Source organism: Rhizobium sp. BK313, assembly GCF_014193655.1.
GTDB lineage: Bacteria > Pseudomonadota > Alphaproteobacteria > Rhizobiales > Rhizobiaceae > Rhizobium.
Genome location: NZ_JACHZQ010000006.1, coordinates 116,371 through 135,340 on the forward strand (window position 1 = coordinate 116,371; position 18,970 = coordinate 135,340).

At 57.2% G+C, this 18,970-nt stretch carries 18 protein-coding genes and 2 pseudogenes; 10 read left to right on the plus strand and 10 right to left on the minus strand.

The window, feature by feature from the left end:
* Positions 1–67 precede the first annotated feature (67 nt).
* The 6 genes and pseudogenes from FHT86_RS26960 to FHT86_RS26980 all read left to right on the plus strand — a co-directional run bounded on the left by FHT86_RS26960 (position 68) and on the right by FHT86_RS26980 (position 5,226).
* Positions 68–1,450, plus strand: a complete 1,383-nt coding sequence (locus tag FHT86_RS26960; RefSeq protein ID WP_133710133.1) for an MFS transporter — start codon at positions 68–70, stop codon at positions 1,448–1,450.
* A gap of 196 nt (positions 1,451–1,646) precedes the next feature.
* Positions 1,647–1,760: pseudogene (locus tag FHT86_RS38205) on the plus strand (IS6 family transposase); the annotation flags it as partial.
* Positions 1,761–1,970: 210 nt separating this feature from the next.
* Complete coding sequence (locus FHT86_RS26965) at positions 1,971–2,144, plus strand: hypothetical protein (RefSeq protein WP_166656941.1); 174 nt, start codon at positions 1,971–1,973, stop codon at positions 2,142–2,144.
* A gap of 79 nt (positions 2,145–2,223) precedes the next feature.
* Complete coding sequence (locus tag FHT86_RS26970; RefSeq protein WP_133710132.1) at positions 2,224–3,423, plus strand: amidohydrolase family protein; 1,200 nt, start codon at positions 2,224–2,226, stop codon at positions 3,421–3,423.
* Between the two features lie 117 nt (positions 3,424–3,540).
* Positions 3,541–3,756: a hypothetical protein gene (locus FHT86_RS38685; RefSeq protein WP_312862534.1), complete on the plus strand. Its 216-nt coding sequence runs from the start codon at positions 3,541–3,543 to the stop codon at positions 3,754–3,756.
* A gap of 222 nt (positions 3,757–3,978) precedes the next feature.
* Positions 3,979–5,226 carry an amidohydrolase family protein gene (locus FHT86_RS26980; RefSeq protein WP_183868929.1) on the plus strand — a complete coding sequence of 416 codons (1,248 nt, stop codon included), beginning with the start codon at positions 3,979–3,981 and terminating at the stop codon, positions 5,224–5,226.
* Positions 5,227–5,337: 111 nt separating this feature from the next.
* Here the strand turns inward: FHT86_RS26980 and FHT86_RS26985 are convergent, their stop codons facing one another.
* Complete coding sequence (locus tag FHT86_RS26985; RefSeq protein ID WP_166656940.1) at positions 5,338–6,369, minus strand: LacI family DNA-binding transcriptional regulator; 1,032 nt, start codon at positions 6,367–6,369, stop codon at positions 5,338–5,340.
* Positions 6,370–6,698: 329 nt separating this feature from the next.
* Here FHT86_RS26985 and FHT86_RS26990 point away from each other — a divergent pair, with 329 nt between their 5' ends.
* The 4 genes from FHT86_RS26990 (at position 6,699) to FHT86_RS27005 (ending at position 11,568) form a co-directional block, all read left to right on the plus strand.
* On the plus strand, positions 6,699–8,585 hold the full coding sequence (locus FHT86_RS26990; RefSeq protein WP_133710130.1) for a TRAP transporter large permease subunit: 1,887 nt from the start codon (positions 6,699–6,701) through the stop codon (positions 8,583–8,585).
* A gap of 33 nt (positions 8,586–8,618) precedes the next feature.
* A complete protein-coding gene (locus FHT86_RS26995) occupies positions 8,619–9,650 on the plus strand; it encodes a TRAP transporter substrate-binding protein (RefSeq protein WP_133710129.1) in 1,032 nt (343 codons plus the stop codon).
* Between the two features lie 47 nt (positions 9,651–9,697).
* Complete coding sequence (locus FHT86_RS27000; protein ID WP_133710128.1) at positions 9,698–10,360, plus strand: HDIG domain-containing metalloprotein; 663 nt, start codon at positions 9,698–9,700, stop codon at positions 10,358–10,360.
* 95 nt (positions 10,361–10,455) lie between these two features.
* Entirely contained in the window at positions 10,456–11,568 is a 1,113-nt protein-coding gene (locus tag FHT86_RS27005; RefSeq protein ID WP_133710127.1) for a Gfo/Idh/MocA family protein, read from the plus strand.
* A gap of 155 nt (positions 11,569–11,723) precedes the next feature.
* Here FHT86_RS27005 and FHT86_RS27010 read toward each other — a convergent pair whose 3' ends face one another.
* The 9 genes and pseudogenes from FHT86_RS27010 to FHT86_RS27050 form a co-directional block, all read right to left on the minus strand.
* A complete protein-coding gene (locus FHT86_RS27010) occupies positions 11,724–12,644 on the minus strand; it encodes a hemagglutinin repeat-containing protein (protein WP_133710126.1) in 921 nt (306 codons plus the stop codon).
* A 153-nt stretch (positions 12,645–12,797) separates the two neighbouring features.
* Complete coding sequence (locus tag FHT86_RS27015; protein WP_132526543.1) at positions 12,798–13,169, minus strand: hypothetical protein; 372 nt, start codon at positions 13,167–13,169, stop codon at positions 12,798–12,800.
* A 58-nt stretch (positions 13,170–13,227) separates the two neighbouring features.
* Positions 13,228–14,802, minus strand: coding sequence for a hypothetical protein (locus FHT86_RS27020; RefSeq protein ID WP_133710125.1), 1,575 nt, complete (start codon positions 14,800–14,802; stop codon positions 13,228–13,230).
* A 38-nt stretch (positions 14,803–14,840) separates the two neighbouring features.
* Positions 14,841–15,569 (minus strand): annotated as a pseudogene (locus FHT86_RS27025) (hemagglutinin repeat-containing protein); the annotation flags it as partial.
* 482 nt (positions 15,570–16,051) lie between these two features.
* Positions 16,052–16,462, minus strand: coding sequence for a hypothetical protein (locus FHT86_RS27030; protein WP_133710123.1), 411 nt, complete (start codon positions 16,460–16,462; stop codon positions 16,052–16,054).
* 3 nt (positions 16,463–16,465) lie between these two features.
* Positions 16,466–17,032 carry a hypothetical protein gene (locus tag FHT86_RS27035; protein WP_133710122.1) on the minus strand — a complete coding sequence of 189 codons (567 nt, stop codon included), beginning with the start codon at positions 17,030–17,032 and terminating at the stop codon, positions 16,466–16,468.
* Between the two features lie 3 nt (positions 17,033–17,035).
* Entirely contained in the window at positions 17,036–17,869 is an 834-nt protein-coding gene (locus tag FHT86_RS27040; RefSeq protein WP_133710121.1) for a hypothetical protein, read from the minus strand.
* A gap of 74 nt (positions 17,870–17,943) precedes the next feature.
* Positions 17,944–18,225, minus strand: a complete 282-nt coding sequence (locus FHT86_RS27045) for a MafI family immunity protein (RefSeq protein WP_166656939.1) — start codon at positions 18,223–18,225, stop codon at positions 17,944–17,946.
* Between the two features lie 202 nt (positions 18,226–18,427).
* Positions 18,428–18,970 carry an Imm42 family immunity protein gene (locus tag FHT86_RS27050; RefSeq protein ID WP_133710119.1) on the minus strand — a complete coding sequence of 181 codons (543 nt, stop codon included), beginning with the start codon at positions 18,968–18,970 and terminating at the stop codon, positions 18,428–18,430.

An 18,970-nucleotide genomic window follows, 5' to 3' on the forward strand; every position in this document is an offset into this window, starting at 1 on the left:
GACACGGCGAGGCGCCAGCGGGAGGTTCGCTCCGCCTCGCGACCACGATTCATCTTAGGAGGAGACAATGTCGACCATCGTCAACGCGGGTGGGCGCCTCGACCGGCTGCCCGTAGGACCATTCCATTATCGCGTCATGTGGCTCATCGGAATCGGGATGTTCCTCGATGGCTTCGACATCTACGTCGCCGCAACGGTCTTGGGCGCGACGCTCGCGAGCGGCTTCTCGACACTGGGCGAGAATGCCATTTTTGTTTCGGCAACCTTCGTCGGCATGATGCTTGGGGCGTTCGGGACGGGTTTTCTCGGTGACCGTTATGGTCGGCGCTTCACCTATCAGATCAATCTGCTTCTCTTCGGCGCTGCGTCGATCGCTGCGGCGTTCGCACCGAATATGGAGGTATTGATCTTCCTGCGCTTCCTGATCGGCGTCGGCCTGGGCGCCGAGAACGTTGTCGGCTATTCGACGATGACCGAATTCGTGCCGTCGCGTTCACGTGGACGCTGGCTCGGTCTGATGGCCGTTTTTGTGGTGACTGGTCTGCCGGTCGCCTCCCTCTTCGGCTATCTGATCATCCCGGTTTTCGGCTGGCGCACGATGTTCATCATCGGCGGCGTTGCGGCTCTTGCCGTATGGTACATGAGAAAGAAACTGCCGGAATCGCCACGGTGGCTGGAATCGGTCGGCAGGATGGAAGAGGCGGAGGAGTTGGTTTCCCAGATCGAAGCCGAGGTTGCCGCCGGAAGGCAACTTCCTCCTCCGACCCCGGCGGCCACCCTTCCCCGCATCGAGCTGTCTGCACTTTTTCGCCCACCGATGCTGTCCAGGATGATCGTCGGCTGCGTGACACTCGTGGTCGTCAATACCTTGCTCTACGGCTTTGTTACATGGTTGCCCACTTTCTTCGTGAGCCAGGGTCTCAGCACCGCGAAATCCTTCGGCTTCGCCCTGCTCATGGGGCTCGGGGCGCCTGTCGGCTCGGCAATCGGCGCTCTGACCTCGGATGCATGGGGCCGAAAACCGACGATCATAGGCGCATCACTGCTCGCTATCATCTTCGGCATGATCTATCCGCAACTATCCGATCCCGTATGGCTGCCGATGGTCGGCTTCGCACTGACCGTACCGATCTATATTCTGGTTGCGGTTCTTTTCGGCATCTATATCCCCGAACTCTTCCCCACAGAGGTGCGTCTGCGTGCTTCCGGCATATGCCAGACTTTTGGCCGCGGTGCGACGATCGTAACACCCTTCATCGTCGTATCGCTTTTCCAATCCCACGGCATATCAGGGGTATTGGTTCTGATGATCGGCTTGCTGGCGGTCCAGATAATCGTGGTGGCCATTCTCGGTATCGAACCTCGGTCAAGGCGTCTTGAAGAACTTATGGAAGCAGAAACCGGCATTGCGCAAAGCACCGTCCCTGTCACCAAACATACGCTTGGTTGACGTTTCGTCCCGATCACCTTCTCAGGTCTGATGCGTTGATTTCACGGTGTTATGGTTCTCGCAAAGTCCACGAACGCCCGCCCAGTCGCTGGCAACTGCCGGCGACCGGGATAGGGAAGACAAAAGCCCGGATAGTACGGGCGCTAATCCTTCAGCATCCGCACCAGCCGGCCTTGCTCAACCAGGTCTTTAACTCAAATCATCACGACAGCTTCAACGCTTCGTTTCCATCCACGACCCGATCGCCAACCTATTTCATGTTCCGCGCCACGACATCCCTCCTGCCCATTATCGCGAGCTGCGAGGGGCCCCGATAGATTATAATGTGCCGTTCGGATGTAGGCCGTGCGAGGTATCTCGCGAAGTTGCGCGCGGCGAGCAACGTCAGAAACCTCGTCCCGTTCACGGTCCCCATATGTACATTCACAGACGACATAGTCGAAGCTGGGCCTCGGCGAAGGGCGGCTACATCAAGATGACGACCAGCAGCTGCGAACTGCTCGAATCCGTCACCTAGGAGATGAAGGCGGCCGAGGAGGCCATTGTCGGCGGCAAGTTCAAGCCGTTTGCGGGCGAGATCAAGGGCCAGAACGGCAACGTGAAGGTCGCCACCGGCCAGGAGCTGTCCGAAAACGATATCAAGGGCATGGCATGGCTGATCAAAGGCGTGCAGGGTACAGTGCCACGAAACTGATCGCGAGAGATCATTGACACAGACACCAGGCCCCGCATCCGGTGGGGCTTAGTCCACAACCTAAGGGGAAGGAACGCCGGTGGGCTCGACCGAAACACTCTTCACAAATGCTAAGCTAGCCGACGGCACGCTCAACGACATCGCAGTGCATGATGGACGCATCACCGCAATCAAGCCGGCGGGCTCCGGCGACGGCGCCGCGAACCTAGTCGATATCACCGGTTCCCTACTCGTGCCGGGCTTCGTCGAGGGTCACATACATCTCGACACGAGCTTCTATGGCGATAAGTGGATCCCGCACAAGCCGTGCAGAAATGGCTTCGACGTGCACGAGCGCGTCGCCTTTCAGGCCGAGAATATGGCCGCTGCCGCACCAATGGATGAACGCGCCCGCAACCAGCTCGACCTCTGCATCTCACACGGCACGCTCCAGATGCGCAGTCACGTGATGGTCGACGGCTCGGTTGGCCTGAAGTCGCTCGAAACCATATTGATGGTTCGCGAAGAATATAGTGATATCATTGACATCCAGCTCGTCGCCTTCCCGCAAAGCGGCATCCTGAAGAGCCCCGGCACGTCGGAACTGATGGATGAGGCGATTGCAATGGGCGCCGATCTCGTCGGCGGGCTCGATCCACTCTCCTTCGATCGCGATATCAAGGGCCACCTGGACGTGGTCTTCGGCATTGCGGAGAAGCACCGCGTCGACGTCGATATCCATCTTCACGACGCGGGCACGCTCGGCGCGATGACGATCGAGGAAATCTGCGTCCGCACAACAGCGCTTGGCATGCAGGGGCATGTCGCCGTCAGCCATGCCTATGGCCTTGGCGATCTCGCTCCGGAGGCAGCGAAGAAGATTGCCGCCCTGATCGCGAAAAGTGGCGTCTCCATCATGACGAACGCGCCCGGCAATCATAATTTCCCGCCTGTGGCACTTCTGCGCGCAGCCGGCGTCAACGTCTTCAGCGGCAGCGACAATATCCGCGATTCCTGGTGGCCATTCGGTGATGGCGACATGCTGCGTCGGGCAGAGATCATCGCCTACCGCTCCGGTTTCTACACTGACCCGGACCTCAGCGCCGCCTTCGAGACAGTGACGTCAGGCGGTGCCAAGGCGCTGCGGCTGCAAGGCTACGGCATTGCCGTTGGTGCGAAGGCCGATTTCGTGGCGCTTGCTGCTGAGCACGTGCCGGAGGCTGTGGTCGCTATTCCAAAGCCGCGACGCGTTTTCAAGGAAGGGCGCCTCGTGGCCGAGAATGGCGCCGTTGTCCGCTGATGTCCCATCCCGGCAAACCGACGACCAGGGCCGGTGGGCGGTCCCCCAGGGCCATGGTCACGACACCGCATTGGCTCGCCAGCGAAGCGGGCGCAAAAGTGCTGCGACGTGGTAGCAATGCGATCGAGGCGCTCGTCGCCGCGGGCGCGGCGCTGGCCATCACCTACCCCGCATTTCTGCGGGCTCGGCGGCGATGCCGTCTGGCTGGTGGCGGTGGAGACCGGCAAGGCACAAACCTTCCTCGGTATCGGTCGGGCGCCAGTCGTCATTGCGACGGAGATATTCCGCTCCGCGGTGCAGCTCCACCCTTACGACCGCCTGCCTCGTGGATAGCTGGGAGAGAGTGCTTGCCCATACCGCCGGCGAATGGGCAGGGTCGGAGAGTTTGCCAAGCTTGCTCGGAGATGCAATCGTACTTGCGGCGATGGAGCACGAGATATCGATGATCGGCGCCTTTCGTCCGCTCGGTGGACAAGCCAGCGTGATCCGCATCGGAGATAGTGGATTGATCGACCAAGCTCACGACCCGCGCAGCGATGGAGGTGCGATCCAATTATGAGCAAGTCCACCGATCATCTGTTCGATCTCGTCATCCGCAATGTCCGCATCGAAGAAAATGGCGCGCTGGTCGATGTCGCTATTCGGGACGGGCGGATCGCGGCCATCGAGCCAGACTTCCGCTGCGAGGCGATCGAGAGTGTCGATGGCCAAGGTGCCTTCGCCTTCGGCGGCTTCGTCGACACGCACATCCATCTCGACAAGGCTTGTATTCTCGATCGATGCGAAATTTGTGAGGGCACACTTGCCGAAGCCGTTCGGGAGACAGCCAGAGCCAAGGCCGGCTTCGCGGAAGGCGAAGTCTATGCCCGGGCGGCACGTGTCGTGGAGAAGGCGATTTCACATGGCACGGTGCGGATGCGTACCTTCGTCGAGATCGATCCCCGCGCCGGCTTCCGTTCCTTCGAGGCTATCAAGCGGATCCGCGACGAATATGCCTTCGCCGTCGACATCGAAATCTGTGCTTTCGCGCAGGACGGGCTGACCAACGAGCCCGAGACATTCGACATGCTCGACGCTGCCCTTTCAAGTGGCGCAGATTTGGTCGGAGGCTGTCCTTACACGGACCCCAACCCGAGCCGGCATGTGGAGATGGTCTTCGCGCTGGCAGTAAAGCACAACGTGCCGGTCGACTTCCATCTCGACTTCAGCCTCGACCCCGATCGGACCGACCTGCCGGCGGTGATCGACGCGACGCTCCGTCACGGCTGGCAGGGTCGTGTGGCGATCGGCCACGTCACCAACCTCTCGGCCATGCTGCAGGCGGACGTCCTATATATCGCCGACAGGCTGGCCGACGCCGGCATCGCGCTTTCGGTACTGCCGTCCACCGATCTTTTCCTTAACGGACGCGGGTACGAGCAGCTGATTCCGCGCGGCGTCGCGCCCGCCCATCTGCTGGCGGCCCGCGGTGTGGTCACCTCGATTGCGACCAACAATGTGCTCAATCCCTTCACTCCCTTTGGCGATGCCTCGTTGATCCGCATGGCCAATCTCTATGCCAATGTCGCGCAGCTCTTGCGTGACGAGGACATGGCCTCGGTCTTTGCGATGGTGGGCGAAGCGGCGGCGCGCCAGCTCGGTGTCGCCGGACAAATGCAGCCGGGCGCCGAGGCAACGATCGTGTTGCTTGACAGCCCCGGCCCGCGCGCGGCGGTGCGCGAGATTGCCCGCGTGGTTGCCGGCTGGAAAAATGGACGCCGGAGCTTCGATAACGGCAAGCCCCGGCTTCATAGACCGGCCTAACGTGCGGCGTAGATCGAGCGCAAAGGTACCAGACGAGCCGCCGCTTTTGCTTTGATTGCATTCGCTAGCGTGACTAACTACGCCGACATATTGCCGCAGCGGCCTCGATCCTCAATCCACCGCATTACGCAGATCGACCGGAAAGATAAATCCCGGAACCGGAGCTGTGGTTCGCCTGGCAATCAACTGAGGTTCGAGCCGAATCTTGCGCATCGTCGTCCGCCCTTTGAGCGTATCGAGCAGGAATCGTGCCGCGCCGTCTCCCATCTCTTTGGCGGGAACATCCATTGTGGTCAATGGCGGGCTGATATGGGCGGTGAAATCAAGATTGTCGAATCCGACAATCGATACGTCTTCTGGTACTCCGAGGCCCATTTCACGGCATTCTATAAGCGCGCCGAAGGCCAAAATATCATTGCCGCATATGATCGCCGTCGGGCGCGGATTGAGCGCCTGCAATATACGCAGCCCTTCTCGACCACTTGGGATGCTGTAGGGCCGCTCGACGATGGCTGCCGGATCGATCTTGATCTCGTTGCGGCCAAGTGCCTCGCATATACCCTGGACGCGCGTTGCCGCGCGGTCGTTGCCCTCCATGTAAGCGCAGATAATGCCGAAAGTGCGGTGTCCGAGGCCATATAGGAAGTCAGCGATTTCGAAAGAGGCATGCCGATTGTCTATGCCAATGCAAGGGTGCGGCCCGTCTGGCCGGAATACGTATGTATTGATGTAGGGTATGTCGGCCGCCGCGAGCATTGGATAGAAATCCGGGTGATGGGATTCTCCGACAAGCACAAGTCCCTCCGCGCCACGCTCCACCAGCATGGCGGTCTGTTCTTTCTCACGATCGAGGTCGTAGTCGAAAGTGGCGACAAGAACAGAATATCCCTCGCTGGCGAGACGCTGCTGCGCTGCATCAACCAGGCTGGCGTAGATGGCATGGTTCAGTGTCGGTATGACGATTCCAATCATACGCGAACGATGGGAACGCAAGGCTCTGGCTGCACTGTTCGGCATATAGCTGAGTGCACGTATCGCCGCCTGGACTCGCTCGCGCGTTTCCGCTGACACAAGATCCGGCGTATTCTGGACGCGCGAGACCGTTGCTGTGGAACAGCCCGCCAGCCGGGCTACGTCGGTCACTCGAACAGTGTCGCCTTGGTTTTTCTGTAATCGTTTTCTTTTTTCCGTCATCATGGTCAATCTTATAAACGCTGCCCTCATGCGTTGACAAGATACAAGTAAACTTTGCCGAGCAACCTATCCATATTTTCGCTCCGAAAAATGGCGGAATTTCCGCAGACGCAACCGGAAACTTCATTCAATAGCAGCCTTGCTCCCTTCGGCATGTTTGCGAGATTCCGTTTGACGGTTCTCGGAAACGGATGTAATCCATTACATCATCGTTGGAGATAATACGGCGTTTGGCGGAGGGGCCTTGCCCGTATGGTGCTTGCACCTGGGAGGAACGTATGACAGTTGAAATGGCATCGGTCGACAGGACCGAGGTTCACGGCGCCGACGATTTGGCTGCGGTACCGCGTTGGCTTCAATGGATCGACGGGGCCGCGATCGCCGTCCTGAATATCTCATTGATCGGCCAGGTTCTGCTGATTTTCGCAGCCACCATTCTGCGCAGCTACACCAACTCCCCGCTCGTGGTTGGCGTGGCTGAAACGGCCCATCCTTTTCTGGTGACCATTTCCTTCTTGGGCGGCGCCGTTTCCTACAGCCGCGGTAATTTCGTCGCCATCACCTTCCTGTCGGACAGGATGCCGGCACATGTAAAGCCGTTCCTCGCCGCGCTCGTCGAGTGGACGGTGATCCTGGTGACGGCACTTACCGCCTATTATTCCGTCCCTCTGTTATTTTCCAACCTGGAAGAGACGACGATCGTCCTTGGCATCGGCTACGCGTGGCTGACTTTACCGATCACGATCGGATGTATGCTCTTCGTTGCTCATGCAGCGGTCCGTTTGTTCCGGCTTCCTCTTGCAGCCGTTGTTTCCATGTTCCTCATTCCAGCGGTTGCAGTCGCGCTCTTCCTTATCGGCGAAGATGCGCTCGGTGCAAATCTTCCGGCCCTGTATACCGTACTCGCCGGCATGTTTTTGGTGCAACTGATCCTTGGAATTCCGATCGGCTTCGTCCTCGCCACGACAGGTATCGTGTGTGTTTTGTCATCACAATCTGCTGACATGGTAGCAGTTGTCATGAACGCCCAGCGCGGATCGGACGGGTTCATTCTGCTCGCTCTGCCGTTCTTCATCTTTGCCGGCTTCATCATGGACCGGGCCGATATCGGCTCCAGAATCGTGAACCTGATCGTTGCGCTGATCGGTCATATTCGCGGCGGATTGCTGCAGGTCATGGTGGTGGGTTGCTACCTCGGGTCCTGCATTTCCGGCTCCAAGGCGGCCGACATGGCAATGATCGGCATCCCGATGTCCAAGCAGCTCGAAGAGGAAGGCTATCCCGCTCCTGAGCGGGCCGCGGTGCTGGCGGCAGCGGCGGCAATGTCCGAATCCGTGCCCCCAAGCATTGCTCTCATTCTGATCGGATCGGCAACCGGCATATCGACGGGCGCCCTATTCGTCGCGGGCGTACTTCCGGCTGCGACGCTGGCGTTTTGCCAGATGTTGCTCATCCGCGTGCGCGCTTCGATGTTCGGATGGAAGCCGAGACAACGGGCGCCCTTCAGCCGGGTTATCTCAACCGGACGCAGCGCCTTTTTTCCCCTGCTCCTGCCCGTGATCCTCATCGGTGGCATCATTGGCGGTTTCGGAACGCCCACGGAAGTTTCCACCTTCGCTGTCGTATACGGGCTGTTTCTGGGCCTGCTCTACCGCAAGTTCACGCCTGCAACCTTCTGGCAGACGCTGACGAACGCCTCGATGCTGAACGGCATGGTCTTCTTCACTGTCAGCATGGCGACGGTCTTTTCCTGGGCGTTGACGTTGGAAGGCGTCACCAGCTCGCTTGCGGATTTCGTCGGCGGCTTCGGACCGACAGGATTTCTGCTGGCGGTGGTCGTCATTTTCATCCTGGTCGGAGCCGTTCTCGAGAGTTTCGTGACGATCATCATCCTGGCGCCATTGCTGATGCCTGTGGCGATGTCGCTTCACATCGATCCGCTGCACTACGGCATCGTGATGGCGGAGGCATTCGGCATTGGCGTCGTTCTTCCGCCGATCGGCATCGCGCTTTACGTCGCCTGCAAGATCACTGGCGCCAGGGTCGAACCCACCAGCCGCATATTGCTTTGGTATTTGAGCGTTCTTGCGATCGGCCTGCTCATATTGGTCGCCGTGCCATCGATAACAACAATCCTGCCCAGACTTTTCAACATCAAGGGTTGATGGGCAGCGAGGGGAAACAAGAGGAGAGTTATTATGTCAGCATTCGATTATACGAACAGCGCAAGCTCCAACGTCCTGTCGCGGCGACAGATATTGAAGCTCGGGGGCGCCATTGCAGGAGCTTCGCTTCTGCCGGCCGGTTTGGTCAGGGCGCAAGCGGCAAAGCGGCTTCGGCTCGCCCATCCCGCTCCCACCGAGCACGGCTGGCATCTCTGGGCGTTGGAATTCAAATCGCAGATGGAGACGCTGACAAACGGCGGTGTGACGGTGCAGATCTTTCCGAACGCGCAACTGGGGGGAGAGCGGGATATAGCGCAGGCAGTCCGCCGCGGCTCTGTCGAGATGGGAGGTATCGGCGTCGGTCTTTCGGGATGGGTGCCGGAGATGTCCATTACGGATGCTCCGTTCCTCTGGAAGACGCGCCAGCAAGCCTACAATGCGTTCGCCGGCGAATTCGGCGATGATCTGCGGAAGCTATCTCTCGACAAGGGGTTCAAGTTGGTCGGCTGGACTGATCTCGGCTTTCGCTGCATGACCAACAACGTCAAGCCAGTCCTGAAGGCGGACGATATGCAAGGTCTGAAAATGCGTGTACCCAATTCACGCGCCTATATCGCCCTCATACAGGCCCTTGGTGCCTCGACGGTCGCCGTCGATCTGAGCGAGCTTTATCTGGCGCTCCGGCAGGGCGTCGCCGATGGTCAGGACACGCCGGCGCCTGTTGTGAAATCCACCAAACTCTATGAAGTCCAGAAGTTCGTCTCCAAAACCGATCATGTACTGACGACCGCCTACATCGTCATCAATCCCGATGCCTATGCCAAGCTCTCGGATACGGAGCAGGCGGCTTTCAACAAGGCATCAAAGGCAGCCGATGATCACGTCAGGCAACTGACCGTGCAGCAGGAATCGGAATCCTACACCTTTTTCGCGGCCAACGGTCTTCAGGTCGCGACTGACGTGGATCGGGAGTCGTTCCGAGCCAAGACCGCATCGGTGCTCACCGGCAACCCCGATCTTTTCCCACCCAAATTGATCGAATTGGCCAATGCAACCGCTTCGTGACCGCACGGGCCAATTCCACAAATTCAACAATAAATGAGGTTCAATCGATGGAGCAGACCAAGTCTAAAACGGCCAACGCGCCTTTGGGGGCGAGACCGCAGCGCCCAATTACCGATGAGTTGCGCGAGCGAGTGCGGCGGGAATTGCCTGAAATTGCGGAGATCAAGAACGAGGACCTCCGCGCAAAAGTTGTCGAGGCGTGGGCTTTCTCGCTCGCCGGAAGCAGCTATGATTCGCTGATCGACATGCCGGCTTGCGGCGTGCCTGGCATATTCGAAGCGAAGAGCGGCAATCAGACAGATCATCTGCGCGCTGTCACACGCCAGGCCATTCTCGTGGCGGATGACTTTATCCGGAATTTCCCGCAGTTGGAGATAGACCGGGATCTGGTGGTCGCAGGCGCGCTTTGCCATGACATCGGCAAGCCGTGGGAATTCGATCCGGTGAACCGGGAGCGTTGGGCATCCTCGCGCCACACCGGGCGGCCGGCAATAAGGCATCCGGCCTACGGAGTCTATATTTGCCTGAGTGTCGGCTTGCCAGAGGAGGTCGCTCATGTCGCGGCAGCCCATTCGGCGGAAGGCAACATGGTCGCGCGCAGTATCGAAAATTCCATCATTCATGCCGTCGACGAAGCTTATTGGCAGGTCATGACCGCCGGCAATCAAGTCAATCCAGAAACAATACCGGCCGCTTTCCGACGCCCATAGGGGATTAGGAGCATCAGATGCAAGGGCTTCTCACCATTGAGCGGCCTGCTGCGTGTTGTTGAGGCATTTCCCGGTTCGCCGGCATGGAGGACTAAATGGTACAAGATAACATACGACTTGGTGTCGTCGGTCTCAGTTCAGATGAATCCTGGGCCGGCCGGGCGCATGTGCCGGCTTTGAAGGCGGTACCCGGTTACGAAATCCGTGCTTTGGCGACCTCCCGGCAGGAATCGGCCGCCGCTGCCGCCCAACGCTATGGCGTTCCGCATTTCTACAGCGATCCGGCCGAGCTTGTTGCCCGGCCGGATATCGATCTTGTGGTCATTGCGGTCAAGGTTCCCCATCATCTGGCCTTGGTCGATCTCGCTCTGAATGCGGGCAAGGCTGTCTATTGCGAATGGCCTCTAGGCAATGGCCTCAGTGAGGCCGAGGAAATGGCCGCACGCGCAAAGACCAAGGGCGTGCGGACCTTCGTCGGCCTGCAAGGGCACGCATCTCCGCCGCTTCGCTATATTCGTGATCTGATTGCGTCAGGTCACATCGGCGACGTGATATCCAGCACCGTCGTCGGTTCGGCCGGCGCCTGGGGCGCAACCGTGGAACCACGTTTGGTCTATGGGCTGGATAAGGCAAATGGCGTTTCGATGCTGACCGTGCAATTCGGTCATCTGATCGATGGGTTCTGCTGGTGCCTCGGCGAATTCTCCGAGCTTTCCGCAACACTTGCGACCCGGTATCCTTTGCCCAAGCGCACCGACAACGGCGAAACGGTCAAGAAGACCATTGCCGATCAGATAGCCGTGAACGGCCTGCTTCAGAACGGTGCGGTTGCCTCGCTTCACTATCGGTCAGGCTCTTCTCCCGCGGCGAATTTCTTCTGGGAGATCAACGGCAGCAAGGGCGACTTGGTCATAACGGCAGATAGCGGCCGTCTTCAATACAGCGACCTGCAGATCCGCCTCGCTTCCGCAGGGGGGAAACTTGAAACCATAGAAGTACCCGATAGCTACAGATTGGTTGCCGATGCGGCGCCGGGCAACATGCATTACACGCTTGCCAACACATATGCGCTGCTCCGTTCGGATCTACGGAATGGGACAGCGGAGGTACCGGATTTCGGCCACGGCCTGTTGCGGCACAAGATGATAGACGCAATCGAGAAAGCGTCCGAGAGCGGACACGGGCAGAGCTATTTGGCAAGTGATTGAAAATCTTGGCACGGGGTCACCATATTCTTTAAGCTTCCCCGCCGCCTGCCGGTCCTGGGTTTACAGCTTGCCCGCCTTCACCAGCTTATCGATGACATCACCGAGCACTTCGGCAATAGTCTTGCCCGCATCGATTGCCGCCTGCAGGCTCTGCACTAACGCATACGGCTCGAAATCGATCCGCTTGTCCTTGGTGACGACATGCTGCCGCTGACCGTCGCCTTGACCGACTGCTCGACGTCGTCGAGCAGGTATTTGCCCTCTGCACTCGAATTGTTTGTTGTCTGGCCGTTGGCATCCTTGCCGCCGTAGAGATCGATATTGGCATCGACCTGGTAGCCCTGGTACTTCTGCGAACCGACAAAGTCCAACCAGGTCAGCGTGCCGGTGTCGAGATTGACCTGGCCATCGCCGGAGATGATGCCGGAAGCGGCAAGATTGGTATTGCCGCCGACCGTGATGTTCTGGTCGCCGGTGGAATAGAGCCCGGCCGGCTGATCAATCCAATTGGTCGAGCCCTTGCCGGAGCCGAAGCCCGGCTGCACGCCGCCCAGCGTTAGGCCGCCAAGCGCCGTGCCGACATTGCCCATCGTCAGCAGGTCCTGCCCATCCGTCTTGCCGATCGTCCCTCCGGTAAAGGAGAAGCCGAGCGAGGACGAGCTGTTCGACTGGGTGCCGGTATTCGGTGTCGAGACGATGGAAAGATTGCCGCCGACGTCGCCGTTTATCGTGTCTGCCGAGAAGACGGTGTTGTTGAGCGTCGTGTCGCCCTTGGAGACGAAGGTGATGTTGTTCGACGCGCTGACGGTGGAGAGAACTTCAGTCGTCGAGGAGCTCGACGATTTCGACTGGCCGGCCGAGACGCTTGCCGTCGGGGTGATGCCAGTGACGCCGCCAATGCCAACGCCGACCGAGACGCCGATGCTGGCGCCGGCCGACTCGCTGTGCGAGGAAGCATCGGTCGTCGCATGGGCCCCGGCCATGTCGATATTGTTGGCCGATATCTGCAGGCCGCGGCTGACGAAATCACCATTGGTCGAAATGTCAACCGAGCTGCCCGATAACGTCGGCAGCACTGGCGTCGAGGTTGAAACCGACGTCTCGTTCTTCGACTAGTGAAGCCGGCCGTCAGCGAGACGGAAGCGAGATTGCCGGCATTGATACAGTCGGTGAGATTGGAGAGCGCCTGATAGGCCTTCAGACCGGCGAAGGCGACGTTGGCGGCGGACTTATGTCCAGGTTAGAATTATGTTCGACTCGACGCCACGTGGATCGTACGAAGATTCGATACTACCCCAAGCAAACGCATATTTTATAAACCCGTGAATGTCGCGGGAGTGTGGAGGGCCAAACGCGGCAATCAATACCTTATCGTGGTGCTGTCGAACTTTTTCGGGATCAGTGCGATCCTGATCCAGCAATACAAAAAAAACCTTCTTCAGCTCCTCGCGGAAAAAGCTCAGCATGGCTGAGGCTGGTCTTCCCAGAATGAGAATATTCGTAATCGAAATGTGCCGCCAGCCAGTATTTACCTCCCAATCGTTCCATACCGCAAAACCCATATCAAGAACCTGATGAAGGCTTGTGTTCCGGGCAAGCACCCGCCCTTCCTCCAAAAAAATGGAGCCGTCACTCCTGTCTATATTGCATATCATTTGTTTAATCCTTGAACGGAATGGAAAACAGCGGCACCAGCGAATTCTTAAAGTCGGGTATAAAAAACTGCGGAGCCCCGCCACTGCCCCACACCGGGTTTGCCGTGGTTGCGGAACTATATGCAGCCGATGTGTTCCCGTTCACCTGGTATATCGTAACGCCGTCTCGGTACGGCGGATAAGGTACATCAGTGTTGGGCTTTATCTGAAGCGCATTATAATATCCCTTTGCAGTACCGCCGGTGGCCAAATAGCCTTGCAGAGTGGTGTAATACACTGATTGACCCGGTGCGGCCCCCACTACATAACTTCCACCCGACAGCAGAATATCGACATAGTTATCGACGCCTGGATAGTAGCCGCTTCCCTGCCAAGCCCTAGCTTGCTGGGATGGCGAAAGTGCTGTGTTATTCGCTCCCGTATAAGCTGAACCACTCAGCGGTTCGAATTCGAATCCAAGGGATTGGTTGATAGCTGTCGCAGGTGCCCCACTTGTGGCTGCACCAATGAAAACTCCATTTATGACCTCCCAAGTCGCCAAAGCCTTGTCGACGGCTGCCCTAGCCTGAGCGGCTCCGGTGATCGTTTGTGCGGCGCTGTCGAGCTCGCCCGCAAAGTCCTTGGACGTAGTGTGCTCTGTGGCATAAACCTGCGAGGCAAGATTATAGAGGTTGAGCACCCGGGCAAAATACTGGGAGTTGATCGTCGCGTCCTGGTACTCATCGCCGTAAGCATGGAAATAATAGCAGTTGGTGCCGCCTGGTGCACATGCGGTATCACGAGGCGCTATGCTATCAAGGAATGCCGCCGCAGCGCTGTCCTGCGTCACGTCGGCGGCTGTCGCGTCAACCTGCTTCAGCGCCTGCATTGTTAGTTCGCCGACGGCGACATTGACCGCATCCTGACTGCAGCCGGAGGGACTAGTGGCGTTGCCGCAAAGACGCTGATCATAGGCGAACTGCGCCGCATTGTTCTTGATAAGGTTGGCCTCATCGATGTGCAGCTGCCGGTTATACTTTTCCGCGTCCAGCGCGGTAGCAGCACCTTGCGTGCCACCGGCCGCCATGCCAACCAGAACGGAGGCCCATTGACCAAGCGCATTGCGCTCGTCCTGTGTAAGATCGGGATTGTCTGCGAGTGCCTTGTCGACAACTGCGCCAATCAGCTCCTGCGCAGCGCCGGACAGCGCGCCTGTGCTAACGCTGCCACCTGAGATTAGAGCAGTGAGTGCACCAGCGGCCGCATGCAGCGCGACCTTTTCGGAGCCACCATCGGCGAGCCCGTACTTCTGCCCGAGATAGCCGATTGCCATATTCATCAGTTGCGACAGCGCCGCCGCACTTTGCTGCTGTGCCTTCAGTTTGTCGATGTCGAAAGGATCGACCTGGGTGCTGGCTTTGGAGGCGTCGGTGTTGAGCCCGGAGAGATCCTGCTGCTGGTTCGTCAAGTTCCAGTTGCCAGGCGTAATCGTCGCCAGCGTCTCGCCATGATCGTCTTGCTTGGCCGGCTGGCCGACGACCGGGACGGGAATGCCGGCACCGATCAGGCTGAAGCCGTAGCTCGTTGAGGAGGCCGACATCGAGTTTTCGATGTTGGAATAAAGGATCTGGTTGGCCGTCAGATCGTTATTCTTGGGATCGGCGGTCGAGCCGATGAATCCGCCGATGAGATCGATGGAACCGTCGGTGTTGACGTGATAGCCACCGGAGCCGGCGAAGATGCCGCTCTGTTGCGTGACGTTGGTATAGTCGCCGGTGATCTGCCTTGGTTATAGCCGCCAGAGATACCTCCGCTGCTAATGCCGAGTTGGGCGCTCTGCGTCTTCTCGTCATAGGATGCAGTGTCCTGGCGGCTCTCTATGACGATGCCATTGGCAGCGCTGGCATTGACCGTGTTGCCGGAAAGCACGCCACCCGCCAGCGTCAGCGTATCACCGGCGACGACCGTGACCGTATTCGTGCCGCTAACATTCGAATTGACCTGAGTGACCGAGCTGCCGTTCTCCTTGCCCGAGCTGTAGCTTGCGCTGGCGGTTGGGCCGCCGCCTAAGATATTGCCGCCAGCATCTATCCCAGCGGCAACACCAATGCTGACGCCACCAGCCTTGCTGCTGCTCTTGCTGTCACTCGTCGCCTGCACGCTTTCAAGGTCGACATTGCCGGCGGCGGAGATCAGCACATTGCCGTCGTTGGGATCATCGGACGCCGTCGGCGCCTCGCCGTCCTTGCCCATACCGGCGCTGATCTGCACGCCACGGCCGACGACATCACCGGATTGGGCGATGATGGTCACCGAGCTGCCGCGGATCGTGGGCGGAACCGGAATGGACGTCGTCGATTCCGATGAGCTTTCGCCGGAGCTTTAGCCGGCTTACTAGGAGAGTTTAATCGGAAATTGTACCGCGCGCCCATCGATAATATCAAAAACTGGCCTCAAAATCGCGGGCGACTTCGCATCTATTTGATGGAGTATACCTTCAAATTCACCCGGAATGGAGACATAATCTATAGGAACTCTCTCATATCGATATGTCCCACTAAACACACGGTTTACACCATTGATAATCACAAAATAAGATACCGTCTTATCTTCGCGATTTACGGATATTGAAGTAATCTCGACATTTTTCATCCTTATACGATCGCTTTAGAGTTAACGAATACTGAAATACCCCGAAATTCATTTTGGTTTATATACACTATACCCTGTCCAAGCTTTTTGAAAATCTGAGATCGTCATCGTATAAATTTGGCCGCGTTCGATCTTATTTGTGTCCCACCAACTGCAAATTAATCCCTCACCTCATCGCCTTGATGCAAGTAGCTACCTCACCGAAATAAATCGATAATATGCCCTGGAAGCGGGGGCGCTTTTTTTCCTATTTTTTTCTTCTTAATCCAGGAAAATACAATTAGATTGTCGCCGTCAATTCCCTCCTTAGCAAATATATCCATCGCCTCGTTTCTGAATTCTTCCAAACCACCCGAGAGGGGAACATCAATATATTTTCCGTCTTGTTTCCCCATTGTTTGGCCTACGTAGAAATCACCCGAAGAAACCAGGAAATCAACCAATGTTATCGCATCACTCAAGCGCTGCTCTGCTGATTTTTCAAAAGATACATCGTTCTCGTCTGCACTTACCATTCCCAGAATGTGCCCAAAAAAAGTCAGGTCGATATCGCCCTCATCATAGAGGTAGTTGACTATATCGTTCGCACGTTGCTCTGAGGTATTCATCTTTTACGGCTTTATGTGAATCTTATAGCCATTCTTGCTTCCCTTCGGAAACACGTCAATGGTGTTGCCGCCAGTCTCAGACTGGGTTCTCAGGCCAATCCTTGTACCGTCTGATTGTATTTTAAAGCCTTCGGGATACTTTGGCCCACCTGGCACGGTCTGATCAGCTCCAGCCGTGATTTCATCATATAGTTCTTGCAACTCAGCTTCCGTCTCGACATTGAATGCTTGGCCTCCCGTTCCATACGGAGTTGTTTTCTGGCGCACTATCGCTCGGATATCGGCTGCATCAAGGGCTTTCTCTGTACTAGATTGGTCAGGATCTTGCGACCCATCATCATCCGGATCTGGCGTTCCAGCGGCCGCACTTGAACCTCCGGTGGCGCCCGTGCCATCCCCCGACCCACTCTTCTGATTATAGACGATCTGGACGCCGTTACCGGCGCCGTTGACCATGCTGACGAAGGCGGCGAGGGTATCGGCCGAAAGTGGCTGTCCATCAGATCCGAAAGCGGATTCGACGCTGAACTGGCCATACGTACCTGTCACACCGAGCGTGATGTTCGCCACTGTCTAATCAGGAAACACAATATCGAGGTTGAGAAAGCCATTGTCTCGATTGCCGCTGAGACGGGCTTGTAGCCCATCGCCAAGCGATGCGGTCTTGTCGATCGATTGCTCACCAGAATTTGTATTCCAGAAGTACGCCAGCAGGCCGGCCGTTCCTGCAGCTAATACCGTTCCGCTGCCGCCCGCGAGCCACCTTGCAGCGTCAGAAGTTATCGAAATCGTCGTCGCATTGGCCGTCTCAGTGTAGCCGTAAGTGCGCTCCGTCACCGTGATGCTGCAAACCGTTCCGCTGGGCCGTTGAGCACACTCCGCTTTCTGCTTTTGAACGCTCGGATCGTTACTGTATTGTTCAAGTTTCTTTGCAGCTTCGGCATCTTGCGCCGAAATCTTGCCTGCAGCGGCTAGCTTGTCGATAAAATCGCCAAGCACTTCGGCAATCGTCTTGCCGGCCTGGATTGCCGCCGTGACACTCTGAACCGAGACATACGGCTCCAGATCGATATGCTTGTCCTTGGTGATGACGTTCTGCTGGGCCGGATCGGTGTTGATCTGATCGGCTGCCCCCGTCTGCCCGCTTTGTTCGAGCGCAGCCTGCTGATCGGGATTGCGGATGGTGATGTTGCCCGCACCACCGCTGCCGCTGATCGTCGCCTTCACCGACTGCTCGACGTCGTCGAGCAGGTATTTGCCCTCCGCACTCGAATTGTTTGTCGTCTGGCCGTTGGCATCCTTGCCGCCGTAGAGATCGATATTGGCATCGACCTGATAGCCCTGGTACTTCTGCGAACCGACAAAGTCCGACCAGGTCAGCGTGCCGGTGGCAAGACCGAAGCCCATAGAAAGCCACCGACTAGGAATTCCCCTCCGTCGGCCCGCCTAAGGTCACCCTTTTTAACGAGACATTGCGATTATTATGCAGAAGGAGAGTTTGGCACGTCGCGGACGAGCTTTGCCAAGTATATCAATATTAGCGGATCAAGCTCGAACCCAGAATACGATATTGATAATATGAGCTTGAAATCTTCGAGATTCATATCTGCGTTCGCTTCGCAGATGTATTCACAGAGCGTTTCAAACGCAAGTCTGCTTTCGCCATAACGAATATATTCGATGGCGAAATCAATCTGACATTGCTCGACTTTTCCACTAAATGACTGAGCGAGCAGGCTTATTTTCCTTTCGATTTCAGTCATGTTCATTTATTTGCTTGAGTCCGATTGGAGGACGACTCGAATCTCGTAGAAAGGGTTTCTGCGGTACGACCCGGCAATCCCGGAACAGCCTTTCCTCGCGCTATCCACGATCCTCAGGTCTTGCTTCATCAATTCCGCTGGCTTCCGAAACGCGAAGCTTTGATCTTGCATAGTGTTGGAGTCGGTTGGTGACGAATGAGACCTAAATTTTCGCGTCCGACGCACTTCCCTGCACGCCGACGACGACACTTTCGTAGAGGTTATCGAGATGCGAATACGCAGCTCCAAACACCTCATCGGCCTCGCCCGCTGCCAAAGTCATGGTGCTCAATTGCGAAACATCGAGGTTGAAGAAGAACAAGCGGGCCTCGCGTGTGCCTTCAACCAAAAATATTCTCCAGCAATCGAAGACGTCTACCGGAATGCAAATATCAAATCGTGCAGGCATGAAGCCCTCAGCTACATATTGAAGAATTTCATCACTGGTGCCATCCAAGGCTTCGGAGATTATTCGGAATGCTTCCGCTGGGGGCATATCAAGAAGTGCTGGGCAAAGCCTTTTGCCTCGATCACCTATGATGTATTTCATATTAACCACTAAATCGGCTAGCGACGTGACATCGTCATAATTTCCGACAACGTTGCCCTCCATCCAATAGCAGAATCGGCCGAATAACCGCGGCCCGCCATAATTCGCGTCCAACTCAAGCGTTATCCCGAATCTGGTTCTATCTCCGAAATCCAT